The organism is Anaerobutyricum hallii, from assembly GCF_900209925.1.
GTDB lineage: Bacteria > Bacillota > Clostridia > Lachnospirales > Lachnospiraceae > Anaerobutyricum > Anaerobutyricum soehngenii.
This window is the reverse complement of the sequence record NZ_LT907978.1, coordinates 1,818,855-1,836,998: the sequence shown is the minus strand read 5'-3', so window position 1 is coordinate 1,836,998 and position 18,144 is coordinate 1,818,855. Positions and strand designations below refer to the sequence as shown.

Annotated in this window: 18 protein-coding genes; 17 read left to right on the top strand and 1 reads right to left on the bottom strand. The window is 36.8% G+C overall.

Translation table 11 applies throughout. From position 1 onward, the window contains the following. The first annotated feature begins 25 nt into the window (after window positions 1-25). Both EHLA_RS08380 and EHLA_RS08375 read left to right on the top strand, forming a co-directional pair. The gene (locus EHLA_RS08380; protein ID WP_096240257.1) at window positions 26-1,453 is read left to right on the top strand and encodes a four-carbon acid sugar kinase family protein; all 1,428 of its coding nucleotides are present in this window, start codon (window positions 26-28) and stop codon (window positions 1,451-1,453) included. Window positions 1,454-1,536: 83 nt separating this feature from the next. Next, window positions 1,537-2,223 (top strand): cyclase family protein, encoded by a 687-nt coding sequence (locus EHLA_RS08375; protein ID WP_096240255.1) that lies wholly within the window; start codon window positions 1,537-1,539, stop codon window positions 2,221-2,223. A 230-nt stretch (window positions 2,224-2,453) separates the two neighbouring features. Here EHLA_RS08375 and EHLA_RS08370 read toward each other — a convergent pair whose 3' ends face one another. After that, the gene (locus EHLA_RS08370) at window positions 2,454-3,107 is read right to left on the bottom strand and encodes a GntR family transcriptional regulator (RefSeq protein WP_096240253.1); all 654 of its coding nucleotides are present in this window, start codon (window positions 3,105-3,107) and stop codon (window positions 2,454-2,456) included. 429 nt (window positions 3,108-3,536) lie between these two features. On the opposite strand from EHLA_RS08370, the gene EHLA_RS16230 reads away from it, so the two are divergent. From EHLA_RS16230 to EHLA_RS08300, 15 genes are all read left to right on the top strand, one after another. After that, on the top strand, window positions 3,537-3,686 hold the full coding sequence (locus EHLA_RS16230) for a hypothetical protein (RefSeq protein WP_021906471.1): 150 nt from the start codon (window positions 3,537-3,539) through the stop codon (window positions 3,684-3,686). Then, entirely contained in the window at window positions 3,665-3,889 is a 225-nt protein-coding gene (locus EHLA_RS08365) for a hypothetical protein (RefSeq protein WP_055297745.1), read from the top strand. Before EHLA_RS16230 ends, EHLA_RS08365 begins: the two co-directional genes overlap by 22 nt. Before the next feature lie 20 nt (window positions 3,890-3,909). Next, a complete protein-coding gene (locus EHLA_RS08360) occupies window positions 3,910-4,104 on the top strand; it encodes a hypothetical protein (protein ID WP_096240251.1) in 195 nt (64 codons plus the stop codon). 315 nt (window positions 4,105-4,419) lie between these two features. Continuing rightward, window positions 4,420-4,725 (top strand): restriction endonuclease, encoded by a 306-nt coding sequence (locus EHLA_RS16890; RefSeq protein ID WP_330399957.1) that lies wholly within the window; start codon window positions 4,420-4,422, stop codon window positions 4,723-4,725. 583 nt (window positions 4,726-5,308) lie between these two features. Beyond that, window positions 5,309-7,399 carry a polyribonucleotide nucleotidyltransferase gene (locus tag EHLA_RS08350; protein WP_096240249.1) on the top strand — a complete coding sequence of 697 codons (2,091 nt, stop codon included), beginning with the start codon at window positions 5,309-5,311 and terminating at the stop codon, window positions 7,397-7,399. A 27-nt stretch (window positions 7,400-7,426) separates the two neighbouring features. Beyond that, window positions 7,427-8,020, top strand: a complete 594-nt coding sequence (locus tag EHLA_RS08345; RefSeq protein ID WP_021907732.1) for a hypothetical protein — start codon at window positions 7,427-7,429, stop codon at window positions 8,018-8,020. Window positions 8,021-8,033: 13 nt separating this feature from the next. Further along, a complete protein-coding gene (locus EHLA_RS08340; RefSeq protein WP_096240247.1) occupies window positions 8,034-9,407 on the top strand; it encodes an N-6 DNA methylase in 1,374 nt (457 codons plus the stop codon). A 79-nt stretch (window positions 9,408-9,486) separates the two neighbouring features. Next, window positions 9,487-10,164: a substrate-binding periplasmic protein gene (locus tag EHLA_RS08335; RefSeq protein WP_096240245.1), complete on the top strand. Its 678-nt coding sequence runs from the start codon at window positions 9,487-9,489 to the stop codon at window positions 10,162-10,164. Window positions 10,165-10,256: 92 nt separating this feature from the next. Then, the gene (locus tag EHLA_RS08330; protein WP_096240243.1) at window positions 10,257-10,937 is read left to right on the top strand and encodes a ClpP family protease; all 681 of its coding nucleotides are present in this window, start codon (window positions 10,257-10,259) and stop codon (window positions 10,935-10,937) included. 105 nt (window positions 10,938-11,042) lie between these two features. Further along, window positions 11,043-14,159, top strand: a complete 3,117-nt coding sequence (locus tag EHLA_RS08325) for an FtsK/SpoIIIE family DNA translocase (protein ID WP_242970697.1) — start codon at window positions 11,043-11,045, stop codon at window positions 14,157-14,159. 145 nt (window positions 14,160-14,304) lie between these two features. Then, window positions 14,305-15,156 (top strand): bifunctional methylenetetrahydrofolate dehydrogenase/methenyltetrahydrofolate cyclohydrolase FolD, encoded by an 852-nt coding sequence (folD, locus tag EHLA_RS08320; RefSeq protein WP_096240241.1) that lies wholly within the window; start codon window positions 14,305-14,307, stop codon window positions 15,154-15,156. Then, complete coding sequence (rimO, locus tag EHLA_RS08315; RefSeq protein ID WP_096240239.1) at window positions 15,153-16,553, top strand: 30S ribosomal protein S12 methylthiotransferase RimO; 1,401 nt, start codon at window positions 15,153-15,155, stop codon at window positions 16,551-16,553. Before folD ends, rimO begins: the two co-directional genes overlap by 4 nt. Then, window positions 16,537-17,103, top strand: a complete 567-nt coding sequence (gene pgsA, locus EHLA_RS08310) for a CDP-diacylglycerol--glycerol-3-phosphate 3-phosphatidyltransferase (RefSeq protein WP_096241595.1) — start codon at window positions 16,537-16,539, stop codon at window positions 17,101-17,103. The genes rimO and pgsA overlap by 17 nt, the downstream gene beginning before the upstream one ends. Then, window positions 17,103-17,609: a CinA family protein gene (locus EHLA_RS08305; RefSeq protein WP_021907740.1), complete on the top strand. Its 507-nt coding sequence runs from the start codon at window positions 17,103-17,105 to the stop codon at window positions 17,607-17,609. The genes pgsA and EHLA_RS08305 overlap by 1 nt, the downstream gene beginning before the upstream one ends. 141 nt (window positions 17,610-17,750) lie before the next feature. Continuing rightward, on the top strand, window positions 17,751-18,140 hold the full coding sequence (locus tag EHLA_RS08300; RefSeq protein WP_021907741.1) for a GntR family transcriptional regulator: 390 nt from the start codon (window positions 17,751-17,753) through the stop codon (window positions 18,138-18,140). Window positions 18,141-18,144 lie beyond the last annotated feature (4 nt).

The window sequence follows — 18,144 nt, the reverse complement described above, 5'->3', positions numbered from 1 at the left end:
AATACACTTGAGAAAGGAGAAGAAGATGGCGTTATCAATTGATGTATTAAGTTCCTATCCGCCAGTGCAGGAAGCGGAAGTAGATAAGGTGTTGGCAGAAGAGATTCGTGATAACGAGAAGAAAATCGTTGTATTGGATGATGACCCTACAGGTGTACAGACCGTTCATGATATTTCTGTTTATACGAATTGGGAGAAGGCAAGCATTGAACAGGGATTTGCTGAGGAGAATAAACTTTTTTACATATTAACGAATTCCAGAGGATTTACAGCTGCACAGACAGAAAAAGCACATAAGGAGATTGCAGAAGTAGTAGATCAGGTAGCAAAAGAAACGGGAAAGGAATACCTTTTTATCAGTAGAAGTGATTCTACATTAAGAGGACATTATCCGTTAGAAACAACTATTTTAAAAGATGAATATGAAAAGAACACTGGTAAAAAGATAGATGGTGAAGTGTTATGTCCATTTTTTAAAGAGGGGGGACGTTTTACGATTGATGACGTGCATTATGTACAGTATGATGACACGCTTGTACCAGCAGCTGAGACAGAATTTGCAAAAGATAAAACTTTTGGATATACCGTCTCTAATCTAAAGGAATATGTTGAGGAGAAGACGCAGGGAGCATATAAAAAGGAGAATGTTACAGCGATTTCTTTGGAGAATATTCGTGAACTGAATTATGATAAGATAGAAGAACAGCTTTTAGCGGTAGAAGATTTTAATAAAGTTATCGTGAATGCGATTGATTATGTCGATGTAAAGATTTTCTGCGTAGCACTTTTTAGAGCTATGAAAAAGGGAAAGAACTTTATGTTCCGTACTGCTGCTGCAATTGTAAAGGTAATGGGTGGTGTCAGTAATCAGCCGTTATTGACAAGAGAGCAGATGGTTGTAAAAGAGACGGATAACGGTGGAATTATCGTAGTAGGTTCTCATACCGACAAAACAACCAGACAGATGGAAAAACTAAGAGAGAATAAAGACATTGCTTTTGTTGAACTTAATGCAACACTTGTAAATAATGAAGCAGCATTTGCTGAAGAAGTAGAAAGATGTCTTGCATTAGAAGAAGAATATATTTCATCTGGTAAGTCAGTTTGTGTTTATACTACAAGAGTGTTAATCACAGCAGATACCGGAGATAAGGAAGATGATTTGAGACTTTCTGTACGAATTTCTGATGCAGTACAGTCCTTAGTTGGCAGACTTACAGTAACACCAAGTTTTGTTATTGCAAAGGGGGGAATTACTTCATCCGATGTAGGAACAAAGGCACTTGCTGTTACAAGAGCGAATGTTTTAGGTCAGATTCGACCGGGTATTCCAGTGTGGCAGACAGGTACAGAAAGTAAGTTTCCATTAACACCATATGTTATTTTCCCTGGTAATGTAGGTGGAGATACTACTTTAAAAGAAGCTGTAGAGATTTTAATGAAAACAAAGTAGACTGGTTAAAAAAGTAATAGGAAATAAAAAGTAGTTGAGAAAGTAAAATTTAAAAATAATATATGTATGAGGAGGAGTTATATATGTTTATGTTTTTATCACACCCATTAGATCCAGAAGGTTATGCATGGCCAGGAGAACCTGTTGTAAAGACAACACAGTGTACAGATGTTTCCGATGACTGTCCATTCTGCAGTTTTGTATCTGAACTGCCAAACCATTGTGGAACACATATGGATGCACCAAGACATTTTGTAAAAGACGGACTTAGTATCAATGATCTTTCTATTGATTATTTCTGCCATACAGAAGTTGCACTTTTGGAGATTCCAAAAGGACCGGCAGAAGGTATTTATAAAGAAGATTTAGAACCATTTGCAGATATTTTATCTAAAGTTTCTTTTGCATTAATCCGTACAGGAATGGAAAAATATAGAGAGACAGATCAGAATACATATCAGAATGAAGGTTCCTACATTGCTCCAAGTGCAGGAGATTACTTGACAGAGAATTTCCCTAATTTAAAAGGTGTTGGAATGGACTTCTTAGCAATTGGTTCTGCTTCATCCAAATGTCCAGAAGGAGAATTACCACCAGATTGTCATAGACATATGCTTGGATATTATACAGGTAAGTTCGTTACAGGTGTAGAAGACATGCATTTGGCAGACATACCAAAGGGAGCAAAAATTAAGAGATTTTTCAATGCTCCATTACTTATCAAAGGATTAGACTCCAGTCAGGTAGTATGTATTGCGGAGATTGAATAAGTAATTTAGGAAGGAACAGACGCCCCTAAGAAATAATCAAACCCCTATATGTAACTTTAGTCGCGGTGTGTTGAATACTCGCTTTAAGCTTGTATTCAACACTTGCTCCGAGACCACATATAGGGGTTTGATTATTTCTTAGAGGCTGTCTTTGGCGATAGTTGAATTTATTATTCAAAAATGTAACATCTATTGAGCAAATGGGATATAAAGCCCCCCTTTGGTTGTTATTAAATTAAACTTAATGTAATTTTTTGAGGCACATCAAGGTGATGCATGATGAGTTTTTCAAGTGCGGTTAAGTCCTGTGCCTGTATCATATTTAATAAGGAAATGTGTTCATTGATTGTCTCATCCATTCGGCCTTTTTGAGAAAAGGAAGTAACTGTCAGCCAGAATATACGGTACATAAAACGGCGATAGATTTCTAACATGGATTCATTATCTACATATTGCACAATACTTCGATGAAACTCATAATCTTTCCGACCGAAGTCTTCTTCAGAATGTGTTGTGTTTCGTATCTCTTTTTGAAGTTCTATTTTAGTAGAAAGCTTATTAAAATATTCCTGTCCGCGAGGAGTATCTAAGTGGAGAGCAAGTTGTTTAGAACAGTATATTTCAATAGCATTCCTCATCTGATATGTTTCAATAATATCTTCTTTGGACATTTTATGGAGAGTAAAGCCTCGGCTTGGAAGAATGTCGATATAACGTTCCTGTTCAAGACGCAATACAGCATCACGAAATGGAGTTTTTGAAAATCCTGCCTCTCTAGCAAGCTGATTTAAAGAATAAATTTTATCTGTTTCTAATTCACCCTTTTTGATTAGATTAATTAAATAATCATAAGCTTTTGTCTGTAGTAATTGTGGTTCCTTCATCTGAAAATACCTCTATATTAAAATGGTCATTTGTTATAAAATTAACTATAGTAATCCTAGCGTGACATTCTCACTCACCTGTAGAGATAAGCGTTTTCCTAATTTTGGTAAGTTTTGTTCTCTTGGTTTTGTTTTTCATTATTTAACTGAATATATTATACTATGATTAGGATACACTATCAAGTGGGGAATGGATACAATTCATCTCCACAAATTGTAACGTACATCTTACAGAAAGCATTTTTTAAACATGCTCTAGAGGTGGGAGTATTCTTGTTGGAAAAGGATAAATATTATAAAAAATCACAGTTACTTCCAGATAATGCGACGTATGTGTGCATTAATCCAACTTGATAATGTGGATTATATCACATATAATAAAGACAAAGAATTAATGAAAAACAAAAATAAAAGGTGGGAATAAGTTCTATGAGTGATTTCAGAAAATATCTTAACAAACAGCTTGATAATAAAGAATTTAAAAAAGAATGGGATAACTCTAAGAATGAATATGATTTAGCCAAAAGTCAAGTAGCAGCAAGAAAGGAAGATGTCACATGGAAATCAAAAGCATATTAATAAAGGACACAACAAAAGAAGAACGAATCCGTATCGTACAGGAAGGACTCAGCCAGTGTGGTGGAGCCTGTGACTTCTGCAATGGCTGTGACAATCTAGGCGGTGGTCTGGTAGATGCTTTTTATGAACCATATATCAACGGTGAAAAAGAACTCCGTCAATTAAACGAAGAATACCGAAGTCATACTGGACTAGTAAGATAGCAAGGCAGGTGAAGATAATTATGCGACCACCAGAAATAGAATCTTCCACAGAAGAAGAAAGACGACAATACATCAAAAAAACATTTTCCTGCATTGCCGATTGCGATATGTGTGGACTTTGTACGGTATTCAAGGGCAAAGACCCGGAAATAGCATATGAGGATTATATTCGTGGGAAGCGGAGTTATATAGAGGTGTCAGGGGATTATAGATAAAAATATCCATGAAGGGGATTACAAAATGTAGGTCAGGGGGTCCAGAATAGATGTAAAAAGACTCTAAGGAAGTTCTAAAATAGATAGCTAAGAATCTCTTAGAGGTCTCTATAAAAAATATAACACGCAATCTTAGATAAAGATTATCTGAGACTGCGTGTTTTTATGATGAAATTAGAGAAAATATGTTATAATTTTCCTTAAATATATCAAAAAAGAACGTGAAAGATTACCAATAAGAAAACAAATGAGAAAAGTATTCGGGAGGAAAAATCATGTTATATTATATAAAAATTGCAAAGTGCTATTGCAAAAATGTCTCCAGCTAAATTCGAACAGTTCTCAAGAGCATTACTTACTAAAATGGGAGTACAGTTCACGAGTAAAAGCATCCAAATCTCAAATGACGGAGGGATTGAAGCAATGAATAAATATCAGGCAGATTATGGTGTTTTCATAACTAATAGCCGATTTACAAATCAGGCGAGAGAAGCTGCGAGAGCAGGGACACCGATTACTTTAATTGATGGGAATGATTTGATAAGGTTGGTTATACGGTATGAATTGTTTATTACGCCGGTGACGACGTATGTGTTGGATGAGTTTTATTTAGATGAGTAAATACTTTGGGGTTTGTATAGTTTAGTAATTGAAAAAATATCTCGTGATTTGTAAACATTATTATGGACATGTATAAGCGATTTAAAAATCCGGAAGGGACTTTTAAAGAACGGTATCCAAAGATTACTTGCTTACGAAATTTCAACAACCTGCTGCCATGGAAGAAATCTTCCGAGCAAGCAGGAACCTTTCTGTCCTCTTCCCCATCTCTCTCTCCAAAGACTATTGCATTCATTCCTTCTGGAGCCAAAACACAGAAAAAAGAAATACTATCATATCCCAGATGCGGCTTTGGAGCGTGTTTAAGATGCGGATAAGCATCTTAAACACAGCGACTACAGAGCAGATGGGATATGGTAGTATTTCTTTTTTCGTCTGTTTTCTCTTAATGAATTAAATAGTAACCTCAACTATTGCAGTTTTTTTTATCCTGTGATAGAATGGTAAAGATTAGGTCATAATTTATGACTATGGGAAGGATGTGCCCGAGACTTCTGAAAAGGACATTGCATGCCCAGTGTCTTTTTCAGTTGTTTCGGAAACCTTCCCTGTATTTAATATATATTTTTAGGAGGTTTAAATGATGGTAAAACAGTTTTCTATGGAACTGGCCGGAAGAACATTAACAGTTGAGATTGGAAAAGTGGCAGCGCAGGCGAATGGTGCTGCTCTTATGCGTTATGGTGATACAGTGGTTTTATCTACAGCAACAGCTTCAGAAAAGCCAAGAGAAGGAATTGACTTCTTCCCTCTGAGTGTGGAGTTTGAGGAGAAGATGTATGCGGTAGGTAAGATTCCGGGAGGATTTAATAAGAGAGAAGGAAAGGCATCCGAACATGCAGTTCTTACTTCTCGTGTAATTGACCGTCCAATGCGTCCGTTATTCCCTAAAGATTATAGAAATGATGTAACATTGAATAATCTGGTTATGGCAGTGGATCCTAATTGTTCACCAGAAGTAACAGCAATGCTTGGCGCTTCTGTTGCAACATCTATTTCAGATATTCCATTTGATGGTCCGATCGCCGGAACAAGAATTGGTCTTATTGACGGTGAGTTTATCGTGAACCCTACAGCGGATCAGCAGTTAGTTTCTGATCTTGCACTTACAGTTGCTTCTACAGCCGAGAAGGTTATTATGATCGAAGCTGGTGCGAATGAGGTTCCGGAAGATAAGATGATTGAAGCTATCTTCAAGGCACATGAAGTAAATAAAGAAGTTATTAAGTTTATTGACCGTATTGTAGAAGAATGTGGTAAAGAAAAGCATGAATACGAACATGTAGATACACCGGAAGATTTATGGGATGATATGGTATCCTTTATTACACCGGAAGCGATGGAAGAAGCAGTATTTACCGATGTAAAACAGGTTCGTGAAGAGAATATCCGACAGATTAAAGAAAAACTGGAAGAGCGTTATGCAGAGGAACACGAAGACTGGCTTCCATTAATTGATGATGCCGTTTATAAGTTCCAGAAGAAGACCGTTCGAAAGATGATCTTAAAGGATCATAAGCGTCCAGATGGTCGTGCAATCAATGAAATCCGTCCACTTGCTGCTGAGATTGATCTTTTACCTAGAGTACATGGTTCAGGTATGTTTACCCGCGGACAGACACAGATTATGACAATTACAACATTAGCACCATTATCTGAAGCACAGAAGATTGACGGTCTTGATGCAAATGTAACATCGAAGAGATATATGCATCATTATAATTTCCCTAGCTACTCTGTAGGTGAAACAAAGCCTAGTCGTGGTCCGGGACGTCGTGAAATCGGACATGGTGCGTTAGCAGAAAGGGCATTAGTTCCAGTACTTCCTAGTGAAGATGAATTCCCATATGCTATTCGTACTGTTTCTGAGACATTAGAATCTAATGGTTCTACTTCTCAGGCAAGTATCTGTGCTTCTACTTTATCTTTGATGGCAGCCGGTGTTCCGATCAAGAAACCAGTTGCAGGTATTTCTACAGGTCTTGTAACAGGAGACAGTGATGATGATTACATTGTACTGACAGATATTCAGGGATTAGAAGACTTCTTCGGAGATATGGACTTTAAGGTTGCAGGTACACATGATGGTATTACAGCAATCCAGATGGATATTAAGATTCATGGATTGACACCGGACATTATCCGCGAAGCAATTTCACGTACAAAAGAAGCTCGTGAACATATCCTTACTAATGTTATGGAACCAGTGATTTCTACACCAAGAGATCATGTTGGAGAATATGCTCCAAAGATCATGCAGATGCATGTAGATCCAGATAAGATCAGTGAGATTATTGGAAAACAGGGTAAAACAATCAATGCAATTATTGATGAAACTGGTGTAAAGATTGATATTAATGATGAAGGAAGAGTAGACATCTGTGGAGTAGATCAGGCTATGATCGACAGAGCGATGGAAATTATTCGTCTTATTGTAGAACCAGTAGAAGCAGGTAAAATTTATGAAGGAGAAGTAGTCCGTATTATGAACTTTGGTGCATTTGTGCAGTTGGCTCCTAATAAAGATGGTCTGATTCATATCTCCAAGCTTTCTAAAGAAAGAGTAGAGAAGGTAGAAGACGTTGTTAATATTGGTGATAAAGTAAAAGTAAAAGTTCTTGAAATTGATAAGATGGGAAGAATTAATCTTGCACTTCGTGAGATCATCAAATAAATTATTGTTACGGGGAGGCAGTGAAGGTTGGAACTCCTTTTAGAGCAGATCAGTCAGATTACACATGGTGTGGTATTAAACAGAATAAAGCCAAAGATATTAAGTGAGGGAGAGGAATATCCCATTCTTACGATCAGTCAGCTGATAGATGAGGAAAATGGAGTATGGGACTATGAAGTACCAACTGCTTTGGTTGATAGAAAAAAGACTAAGAATCTGAATCTGGCAAAAGAACACAGTATTGTAATAGGGCTGACCTCCTTCCACCGCGCTGCTGTATTAGAAAAGCAGCATGAAGGGAAAATTATTCCATCAAATTTTGTCTCTATAGAGTTTCAGAATGGAATTATGGATCCTTATTATTTTGCGTGGTATTTTAATGAGCATCCTGAAATAAAAAGACAGAGAATGATTGCTATTCAGGGGAATTCTTCTGTCAAAGTATTGTCAGTTCATATGATTCGTCAGCTGATGATCGAGTGCCCGAATTTGTCAACGCAGATGTCCATTGGTAAGCTGTATTATTATCAGAAGAGAAAAGAAGTATTGCTCATGGAAAAAATGCGTTTAGAAGAAGCAATTTTGACAGAAGAAATGATGCACTATTTAGAAAAAATATAAAAAGGGGAATCGGATGGACAGAGAACAGATACATAATGAATTTTTGTCGATTTTAAGTGAAAGTCATCCGGGTCTGACATTTGAGGAATACAGAGATAGTTGTGTGTTCCTCTTATTTTATCAGTATCTTTGTTTAAAACATGATGACTTATTAGAAGATGTATACAAACCAGGTGAATTAGTAAAAATGGCAATACGAGGGAAGCTTCAGGTAGCTTCTTTTTTAAAATTTATGGAATCAGCCTCTTCCTTTCTTCACATGCTTAATAAAGAATTTCAATTGACAGACTTTTCTTTTTATAAAAAACTTGAAAAAGTACATTCTTTGGAAAAACAAAAAAGTTATGCCAGATTTTTTCGTAAGTTTTTAAAAAAAATCAATGGTTGGAATCCAAAAGAAGAATTGTTGAGTCAGTATCCCAATTTATTTATTCTTTTAGTTACGGAATTTGCAAGATTAAAGAAGGATACGTATATATCAGAAGAACTGTGCGAATTATATAATATTTTTTTTAATAACAATGTGCAGAGTGTGTCAGAAAAAAAGAAGTTTCTTTTGCCTGAATTTCAGTATGGAATTTTGGCTTCCTATATTACAAATGCTGGAGAAGAGGCAGATATTTACGGATATGCAAAGGAAGAAGAATATATTGATATTTTCACTATTCTTTGTTATATGAAAGGAATTCCCTTAAATGATTTACATTTCTTCATGAAGAGAGATTGGAAGGCAAGACAGGAACTTCCGGAAGGTGCTGACCATATTTTAATTTTTATGCCAGAAGGCGTAGAGGCAGGTGAATATGTATCGCCACCAAAAATTTCGGTTGGCAAAGAGCAGTTTTATTCTGGAACAAAGGGAGAATTTCCATTTTTGTTAACAGCATTGTCCTGCCTGAAAAAAGATGGTTCTCTAGCTGCCATCTTTCCGGGAGCAATGTTATATCGTGAAGGAAGAGAAGCACAGATCCGCAAGTATCTTGTAGATGAATTAAATTGTCTTGATACGGTGATGTTACTTCCAGATACTATATTTCATTCAAATGGGCAGGCAGAAGTCTTTTTGTTTTTAAAGTTGAATCGAAGTGAAGATGATGTGATGTTTTTTGATTGTTCTGAAGTGGAAGAATTTAATAGAGAACAGGTAAAAAACTTACAGACACTCTGGATGGAGCGAAAAACGATTCCCGGATTATGCTCGTGTGTATCTAAAGCAATGATTCAGGAAAATGATTATAATTTAAATCTGCCCCGTTATATTACAAAAATTATGCAGGATACAGCAATTGATGTAGAACAGGGAAAGGCACGTATTCAGGAAATCAATAAGGAATTAGATGAAATAGAAAAAAGAATACAGATTTACAGACATGAGCTGGGACTATAAATATACTCTCATAATCTTCTCACAAAAGCAAGTGTAGTGGAGGCTTTGAGAGTACATTAAAATTAACAGGAGGGTCCGAATGCAAAAAAGAAAGCAATTTACACTGGGAATCATAACGTTGTTACTTTTATGTATTCTTGCAGGATGTCAATTTGGCAATCAAAAAAAGAAAACGGAGAAGAAAGTAGATTATTATATTGGTGTAGTTGATAACAATGCGCCATATTATTATAAAGACGCTGATGGCACAGAAAAAGGTTTGTATGTGACATTTTTAGATAAGCTTTCAAAAGAACAGTCGTTTACTTATATGTTTGTTCCGATGGATATTTCTGCTTCAGAACAAAGTCTTTCAGAACAATCTGTTGATGGCTTTATTGGCAGTACAGTCGTAAAAACCGGAGAAAAGGAAGTTCTTTCTGGAAGTGAATTTTACACATCAGATATTTGTGTATTGGTTCCGAAAGAAAGCAGATTACTTGATATGCGAAGTCTCAAAAATAAAATAATTGCAGCACCGGCTGGAGCCGGTGAAGAAAGATTTGCAAAATATCTTGAAAATAAATACAAAGGACGGGCAATCACGTTTTCGCATGTAGAGGAAGCGATAGGAGATATAGAGAAGGGATATTCCCAGGCATTGATTTTAGATAAAGAATATTATGATGCACATATGGACGCTTTTAAAAACTGGAATTGTTTGAAGGTGAGTAGTCAGTTTCAGAATAATCATAAGTTTTATAAAGTTTCTAAATAAAAAGAAAACACTGGAGAGTGAAATGTAATGGAGTTCTCTGGTGTTTTTTTGCTTGAAATGGGTATGCTAGAAAAAAATACAGGAGGCAGCTCATGAATCAGCAGTTAAATAATTTATTAGAAGTTGGAGAAATCGTACTGGAAGATGGGATATCAGGACATCATATTTTGTTTTTGTCAATTATTGGTGAAATCGAAGGACATAATCTGTCATCAGAGCGAATAAAGACGACAAAGTATGAACATTTACTTCCTATTTTGGCAAAAGCACAGGATAGTGAAGAAATAGAGGGAATTTTCTTCCTTATAAATACCGTAGGAGGGGATTGCTCTTGTGGGCTAGCCGTAGCAGAGATGATTGCATCTATAAAGAAACCAACCGTTTCTCTAATTATTGGTGACAGTCATTCTATTGGTGTACCATTATCTGTAGCGGCAGATCGAACATTCATTGCACCAACGGCGACAATGGTCCTTCATCCAGTACGTTTAAATGGAACGATAATTGGTGCACCCCAGACTTTTGAATATTTCAAATTAATTCAGGACAGGATTCTTAAATTTGTGGAAGCACATACCGGAGTTACAAAAAGCAGGATAGAAAGAATGATGCTGCGACAGGGGATGATGGTAAAAGATCTGGGAACAATTCTTGTAGGAGAAATGGCAGTAAAAGAGGGATTGATTCACGAGGTTGGCGGTATCTCCGAGGCACTTTTCTGGCTGCATCAGGAGATAGAAAGAAGAAGGAAAAGAAGAAATTATAAAAATTAATAAGATAAAAACAGTGTTATTTATTTTAAGAACGCATCTTTTTTTCTTCGGGTATTTGTGATATGATGATAGAAGTATCAAACTTAGAATATAAAGGTGTTATATATGGCAAATAGTAAAACAAACGAGAATAAAACAAAACGAAAAACGACAAAGAAAACAGCACCGGGCAGTAATGTGACAAGGAAAAGTACCGCAAAGGGCAGCACAACAAGAAGAAAAAAAGGAACGGCACAAAAAAACAGTGCACAAAAAAACAGTGCACAAAGAAACTATACGCAAAGAGATGAGGGTATTCCTATGAGCAATGAGATAACGCTTGTTGTTTCATTCGGATTAGTTGTTCTGATGATGTTTAGTAATTTTGGTCATTGTGGGATGATCGGAAAGTGGCTTGCAAGTTTCTTTTTTGGTATTTTTGGCTGTGCACAGTTTGTTATGCCGGTATTCTTTTTCCTTGGCGTAACCATCTTAATTGCAAATGATTATAGTACACTGGCGATGAAAAAGTGTGGCGCAGGTTTTATCATTTTGATGGAAGTGTCTGCACTTTCTCAGTTGTTGTATAAAGGTGCTTCCATAACAGTACATGATTTATTTTCACTGGCAATCAATAATCATGTGACAGGAGGAATTATCGGTGGTGGAATCGCCCTATTGTTAAAAGAAGGCTTTGGGACGGCAGGAGCTATGGTAATTCTCTTTTGCATTTTCCTGTTATCCTGTATTTTGCTCACACAGCGTTCTTTTGTGTCTTTTTTCAAAAAGATTGTAAAAGACATGAAAACATCAAGAGAAGAATGGAAAAAAGCTGCTCAGCAAAAACAACTGGAGAGGGAAGTTGCTGCTACAGAAGATATTTTGATTAATCTTGATGAAGAAGAAATTCCAGATAGAACAAAGTCATTTTTAAAGATGAAAAATGGTAAAAAGAAAACAACGGAGAAGCGCAGAACGGAACAATGCGAGGAAAAAGTAAAGGAATTAGAAGAACGTAGATCGCAGAAAGGAAGTGCCCGGGAAAAAACAGATAAGACAGAATCAGTAAAGAACTTACAGGATTTAAAAGTAAATGTTCCATTATTTACGTCCTCTGATGAAGTGAAACGAAAAGATTGTGTAAAAGAACTTCATCCAAGAATCTATCCTTTTACAGAAGAAGATGGGAAGACAGAACCGTTTCAGGGTAAGCTGGATTTCAGTGCATTTACATTCCCTGACGAAATAAAAGAATCTGCATCCTCCTTTGAAGAAGAAACGAATCAAAAAGAAAAAGAAGAGGACGTATATGAAGCACCTCATAAAGCAAAGGGAGGATTTCATACCTCTTTGCCGGAAGAAATCAAGATAAGTGGATTAAAAACTTCTGTCAAAGAATCTGTTGAGAATATTGTATCAGAAGCAGATGCGATTTTAGAAGAAGATATTTCAGTAAATCTCCCTGATTTCTCGCAATCAACGATAGAGGCTGAAAGAATCAATGATGAGGAAAAAGATAAAGAAAAAGATAAGGAGACAACGGAATGTAAGCTTATAGATAGTGAGACAGCCAATGTAGCAGCTATGACCAATGAAGTTGTAGATATAAATAATGAAGCGGCAGATAATGAAGAAAATGCCAGTGAAATTTCAAATATTTCAGATAATGAAGTGATAGAAAGTGAAGCTAAGGATAACGAGATTATATCTAATGAAACAGTAGTTAAAGAAATTAAAGCAAAAGAAGCTGCTGTCCCTGATAGAAAAAAGGCAGAAGGAAAGGATTACATTTTTCCACCGGTTACTCTTCTTATAAAAGAACAACAGACACAATCTTCCGGATATGAACAGTATTTAAAAGAAACTGCATTGAAGCTTCAGCAGACTTTGGAAAGCTTTGGGGTTAATGTAACGATTACAGACATTAGCTGTGGCCCGTCTGTAACAAGGTATGAGATGTTTCCTGAGCAGGGAACGAAGGTAAGCAAGATTCTTTCACTTACGGATGATATTAAGCTGAACCTGGCTGCTTCAGATATTCGAATTGAAGCACCAATTCCCGGAAAAGCAGCGATAGGAATTGAAATCCCAAACAAGCACAATCAGACAGTACATTTTCGTGATCTGATAGAAAGCAGTACTTTTAAAAATTTTAAGTCCAGACTTGCATTTGCTGTAGGAAAAGATATCGGTGGAAAAACCGTTGTTACAGATCTTGCAAAGATGCCGCATTTATTGATTGCCGGAGCAACCGGTTCCGGTAAGTCGGTCTGTATTAATACTTTGATCATGAGTATTTTGTACAAGGCTTCTCCAGAAGAGGTAAAACTTATTATGGTTGATCCTAAGATGGTGGAACTTAGTATTTATAATGGTATTCCGCATCTTTTGATTCCAGTCGTGACAGATCCGAAAAAAGCATCTGGTGCGCTGAACTGGGCGGTAGCAGAGATGACGAACCGTTATAAAAAGTTTACAGAAACCGGTGTTAGAAATATTGAAGGATATAATAAAAAGGTAAAAGAACTTCAGAAATCAGGGGAGATTGATCCAGAAACAATTAAGAAAATGCCACAGATCGTTATTATTATTGATGAGCTTGCTGACCTTATGATGGTTGCGCCTGGCGAGGTGGAAGATGCGATTGTACGTTTATCACAGCTTGCAAGGGCAGCAGGAATTCATCTGGTGATTGCAACGCAAAGACCATCTGTTAATGTTATTACTGGTCTGATCAAGGCAAATGTACCGTCAAGAATCGCCTTTTCTGTTTCATCTGGTGTAGACAGCCGTACCATCATTGATATGAACGGTGCAGAGAAGCTTCTTGGAAAAGGAGACATGTTATTTTATCCGGCTGGATATTCTAAACCAGTACGTGTACAGGGGGCATTTATTTCAGATAGTGAAATTAGTGATGTAGTAGAGTTCTTAAAAGAGAACGAAGATGTTGCAGTGTATGATACAGAAGTTACTGAAAAAATCGAAAGTAAATTAAACAGTGCAGCTATTTCACAGGAAAAAGATGAATATTTTGAGGCAGCAGCCCGTTTTGTTATTGAAAAAGATAAAGCTTCTATTGGTATGATTCAGAGGATGTTTAAGGTGGGATTTAACAGGGCAGCAAGGATTGTTGATCAGCTTGCAGATGCTGGAATCGTAGGACCGGAAGAAGGAACAAAGCCACGTAAAGTTCTGATGTCTTCAGAACAATTAGAGGCATATTTTGAGGAATATTTATAAAGATATATAAAGACTTATCGGTCAGGACTTTACGAAATGGAAAAAGTGTTGTATTATAAAATATCTTATGGCTGTTTAAAGCAGGAATGCTGATGCGTTCTGAAATACACATATTAAAAATATTGAATAAGAAAGAGGAAATACCATGTCTTTAAGAATTGATGGAAAAAAGATATCTTCTGATATTAAAGAGGAATTAAAAGAACAGGTAAAGCAGTTAAAAGAGGAAGGCGTTTCTGTATGTTTAGCTGTAATTCAAGTAGGAAATGATCCGGCTTCAAGCGTATATGTGAATAATAAAAAGAAAGCATGCGCTTATATTGGAATTGAATCACAGGCATATGAACTTCCAGAAGAAACAACACAAGAAGAACTGCTTGCCTTAATTGACAGACTGAATAAGGATGATCATGTCAATGGTATTCTTGTCCAGCTGCCTGTCCCAGCTCATATGGATGAAAAAGAAATTATCCAGGCAATCTCTCCTGCAAAGGATGTTGATGGATTCCATCCACAGAGTGTAGGAGCTTTATCAACAGGAGAACCGGGCTTTGTATCCTGTACTCCTGCCGGAATTATTCAGTTATTAAAGCGTTCCGGAATTTCTATTGACGGAAAAGACTGTGTAGTTGTTGGACGAAGCAACATTGTTGGAAAACCGATGGCGATGCTTCTTTTAAGAGAAAATGGAACAGTAACAATCTGTCATTCTCATACAAAGAATTTAAAAGAAGTATGTCAGAGAGCAGATATTTTAGTAGCCGCTATTGGAAAACCAAAGTTTTTTGATGAGAGCTATGTAAAAGATGGAGCAGTTGTTATTGATGTGGGAATCCACAGAAATGCAGAAAATAAACTTTGTGGTGATGTTGATTATGATAAAGTGGCAGATAAAGTTTCTGCAATCACACCAGTTCCAGGTGGGGTAGGGCCAATGACGATCGCCATGTTAATGAATAACTGTGTAGAAGCAGCATTAAGGATGAATAACCGATGAAAAATGTATTATTTGTATCATTAGGATGTGACAAAAATCTTGTAGACAGTGAAAAAATGCTTGGACTTTTGAATGAAGCGGGATATCGCGTTGCTCAGGAAGAATCGGAGGCAGATGCGATTGTAGTGAATACCTGTTGCTTTATTCATGATGCAAAGGAAGAGAGTATAGAAACAATCCTTGAGATGGCTGAATGGAAAAAGAAGGGTGACCTCAGGGCTTTGATCGTTACTGGTTGTATGGCGCAGCGTTATCAGGATGAGATTCAACAGGAGATTCCTGAAGTTGATGCGGTGATCGGAACCACTGGCTATACAGAAATTGTTTCTATTTTAGATGAAATTCTTGATAGAACAGAAAGTTTACAGGAGGTATCTCCAGAAGAAGCAGTAACACAAGAAAAATCTTTCATAAATTGCTGTCCTTCTATTGATCTGCTCCCTGATTCTCTTGCAGATAAAAGAGTAGTAACAACCGGAGGTTATACAGCATATTTAAAGATTGCAGAAGGGTGTAATAAACGCTGTACCTATTGTATTATTCCATACATTCGAGGACAGTATCGTAGTTTCCCTATGGAAGACTTATTACGGGAAGCAAAGAATCTTGCGTCAAGCGGTGTCAAAGAGCTGATTCTCATCGCGCAGGAAACAACAGTATATGGCATGGACTGCTATGGAAGAAAGGCATTACCGGAACTGCTTACAAAGCTTTGCGAGATTGAAGGTATTGAATGGATTCGTATTTTATACTGTTATCCGGAAGAAATTACAGACGAGCTTATCGCTGTCATGAAAAAAGAAAAAAAAGTTTGTCATTATCTGGATATCCCAATTCAGCATAGTGAAGATACGATATTAAAGCGTATGGGCAGAAGAACGAATCGAGCAGAATTAATTTCTCTTGTGGAGAAGTTAAGAAAAGAAATTCCGGACATTGTTCTCCGTACTACATTAATTACCGGTTTCCCTGGTGAAACAGAGGAAGAATTTAATAATATGGTAGATTTTGTAGACAAGATGGAATTTGACCGTCTGGGTGTATTCCCTTATTCCGCAGAAGAAGGAACAAAGGCTGCCGAGATGGATGGGCAGATTCCAGAAGATATAAAAGAAAGCCGAAGAGATGAGATTATGGCATTGCAGCAGGAGATTTCTGCTGAAAAAGAAGAACGTCGAATCGGTCAGGAGATGTCCGTTTTAATAGAAGGCTACTTATATGAGGACGACATTTATATTGGAAGAACCTATATGGATGCGCCAAAGGTAGACGGAAATGTATTTGTTCGTGCAGAGGAAGAATTAATTTCCGGTGACATAGTTCCTGTTCGGATTACAGGAGCTAATGAATATGATTTGATGGGAGATGTTATTTATGCCGATGAATTTACCGAATAAGCTTACAATTGTGAGAATCATTATGATTCCATTCTTTGTATTCTTTTTATTAACAGATTTTGTGGCTGGTTCAAAGTGGATTGCAACCGTTCTTTTTTGCGCAGCAAGTCTTACAGACTTTTTAGATGGACATATTGCAAGAAAGTATAATCTTGTAACAAATTTTGGAAAGTTCATGGATCCTTTAGCAGATAAAATGCTTGTTTCTTCTGCATTTATCTGTTTAGTTGCACAAAATAAGATTGCCGCATGGATCGTTATCGTAATTATTGCTAGAGAGTTTGTCATTAGTGGTTTCCGTTTAGTAGCAAGTGACAACGGTGTTGTTATTGCTGCAAGTTATTGGGGAAAGTTTAAGACAAATTTCCAGATGTTTGCTATCATTTTGCTCATGCTGAATCTTGGTGAGAATTTCCCAGCCTATGCTGGTGGTATACATATTGTTGAACAGATTCTTGTATACATTGCATTAATTCTTACGATTGTTTCTCTCGTAGATTATCTGGCAAAGAATATCGATGTACTGAAAGAGGGAGGCAATGAAAAATAATGAGTTCCAATCGGATTATGGCAGAAGAACCAATTGAAAAAAAGATTACACGTATTTTGCTTCACAAGAAGATGACAGTAACAGCTGCTGAATCTTGTACGGGTGGTCTCGTGGCAGGTACCCTTGTAAATGCCGATGGAATTTCAGAAGTTTTTAAGGAGAGCTACATTACGTATTCTAATGAAGCCAAACATAAATTGCTTGGTGTAAAAGAAGAAACACTCAAAATGTATGGTGCAGTATCAAGGCAGACGGCATTAGAAATGGCAGAAGGCGCTGCGAAAGCGGCAAATGCAGATGCCGCTATTGTTACAACGGGGATTGCCGGACCCGGAGGGGGAACAGAAGAAAAACCGGTAGGATTGGTTTATATCGGTTGTTATGTAAAGGGATGTACGATTGTAAAGCGTTGTTTTTATGGAGGAGATCGTCAGGGTGTCCGTTACAGTGCAGTAAAAGAAGCACTGGATATTCTGTATTGCCAGCTTCTTGCTGATGAGCATTAATAAAAGAAACGTATAAAGTGTGTTTACCGTAAGATAAGAATACATTTTATACGTTTTTTTCTTTATAGACTTGATTTTTTGAGCCACATGATATAGTCTATATAACACAGAAGATATCTTTAAAAGAATGGGATGATAAATATGAGAATAGAACTTGATTTTAACAGCCCTGAAGCAATCTACATACAGCTTCGCAACCAAATCGTTATGCAAATTGCACAGGAACAGTTAAGGGATGGAGATTCCCTTCCTTCTGTACGTTGTCTGGCAGGAGAACTTGGTGTGAATATGCATACGGTGAATAAGGCATATGCTATGCTTCGGCAGGAAGGCTATCTGAAGCTTGACAGAAGACGCGGAGCAGTCATTTCTGTACAGATTAGTAATAAAGCAGAAGAAATGACAAAGGTGAATGAATATATGCAGATGATCGTAGCACAGGCAATCTGTAAGGAGATTACAAAGGATGAGATGAAACAGTTAATTGAAGAAATGTATGATACATTTCTTGTAATAGAAGAGGAAGAATAGAAAG

Excerpts from the sequence above, each read along its gene's own strand:
- EHLA_RS08370 (WP_096240253.1), bottom strand. The coding sequence starts at position 3,107 with ATGAAGGAACCACAATTACTACAGACAAAAGCTTATGATTATTTAATT.
- EHLA_RS08365 (WP_055297745.1), top strand. The coding sequence starts at position 3,665 with ATGGAAATCAAAAGCATATTAATAAAGGACACAACAAAAGAAGAACGA.
- EHLA_RS08350 (WP_096240249.1), top strand. The coding sequence starts at position 5,309 with ATGGTAAAACAGTTTTCTATGGAACTGGCCGGAAGAACATTAACAGTT.
- EHLA_RS08330 (WP_096240243.1), top strand. The coding sequence starts at position 10,257 with ATGAATCAGCAGTTAAATAATTTATTAGAAGTTGGAGAAATCGTACTG.
- EHLA_RS08325 (WP_242970697.1), top strand. The coding sequence starts at position 11,043 with ATGGCAAATAGTAAAACAAACGAGAATAAAACAAAACGAAAAACGACA.
- EHLA_RS08340 (WP_096240247.1), top strand. The coding sequence starts at position 8,034 with ATGGACAGAGAACAGATACATAATGAATTTTTGTCGATTTTAAGTGAA.
- EHLA_RS08300 (WP_021907741.1), top strand. The coding sequence starts at position 17,751 with ATGAGAATAGAACTTGATTTTAACAGCCCTGAAGCAATCTACATACAG.
- EHLA_RS08380 (WP_096240257.1), top strand. The coding sequence starts at position 26 with ATGGCGTTATCAATTGATGTATTAAGTTCCTATCCGCCAGTGCAGGAA.
- rimO (WP_096240239.1), top strand. The coding sequence starts at position 15,153 with ATGAAAAATGTATTATTTGTATCATTAGGATGTGACAAAAATCTTGTA.
- EHLA_RS16230 (WP_021906471.1), top strand. The coding sequence starts at position 3,537 with ATGAGTGATTTCAGAAAATATCTTAACAAACAGCTTGATAATAAAGAA.
- EHLA_RS08305 (WP_021907740.1), top strand. The coding sequence starts at position 17,103 with ATGAGTTCCAATCGGATTATGGCAGAAGAACCAATTGAAAAAAAGATT.
- EHLA_RS08375 (WP_096240255.1), top strand. The coding sequence starts at position 1,537 with ATGTTTATGTTTTTATCACACCCATTAGATCCAGAAGGTTATGCATGG.
- folD (WP_096240241.1), top strand. The coding sequence starts at position 14,305 with ATGTCTTTAAGAATTGATGGAAAAAAGATATCTTCTGATATTAAAGAG.
- EHLA_RS16890 (WP_330399957.1), top strand. The coding sequence starts at position 4,420 with ATGTCTCCAGCTAAATTCGAACAGTTCTCAAGAGCATTACTTACTAAA.
- pgsA (WP_096241595.1), top strand. The coding sequence starts at position 16,537 with ATGAATTTACCGAATAAGCTTACAATTGTGAGAATCATTATGATTCCA.
- EHLA_RS08335 (WP_096240245.1), top strand. The coding sequence starts at position 9,487 with ATGCAAAAAAGAAAGCAATTTACACTGGGAATCATAACGTTGTTACTT.
- EHLA_RS08360 (WP_096240251.1), top strand. The coding sequence starts at position 3,910 with ATGCGACCACCAGAAATAGAATCTTCCACAGAAGAAGAAAGACGACAA.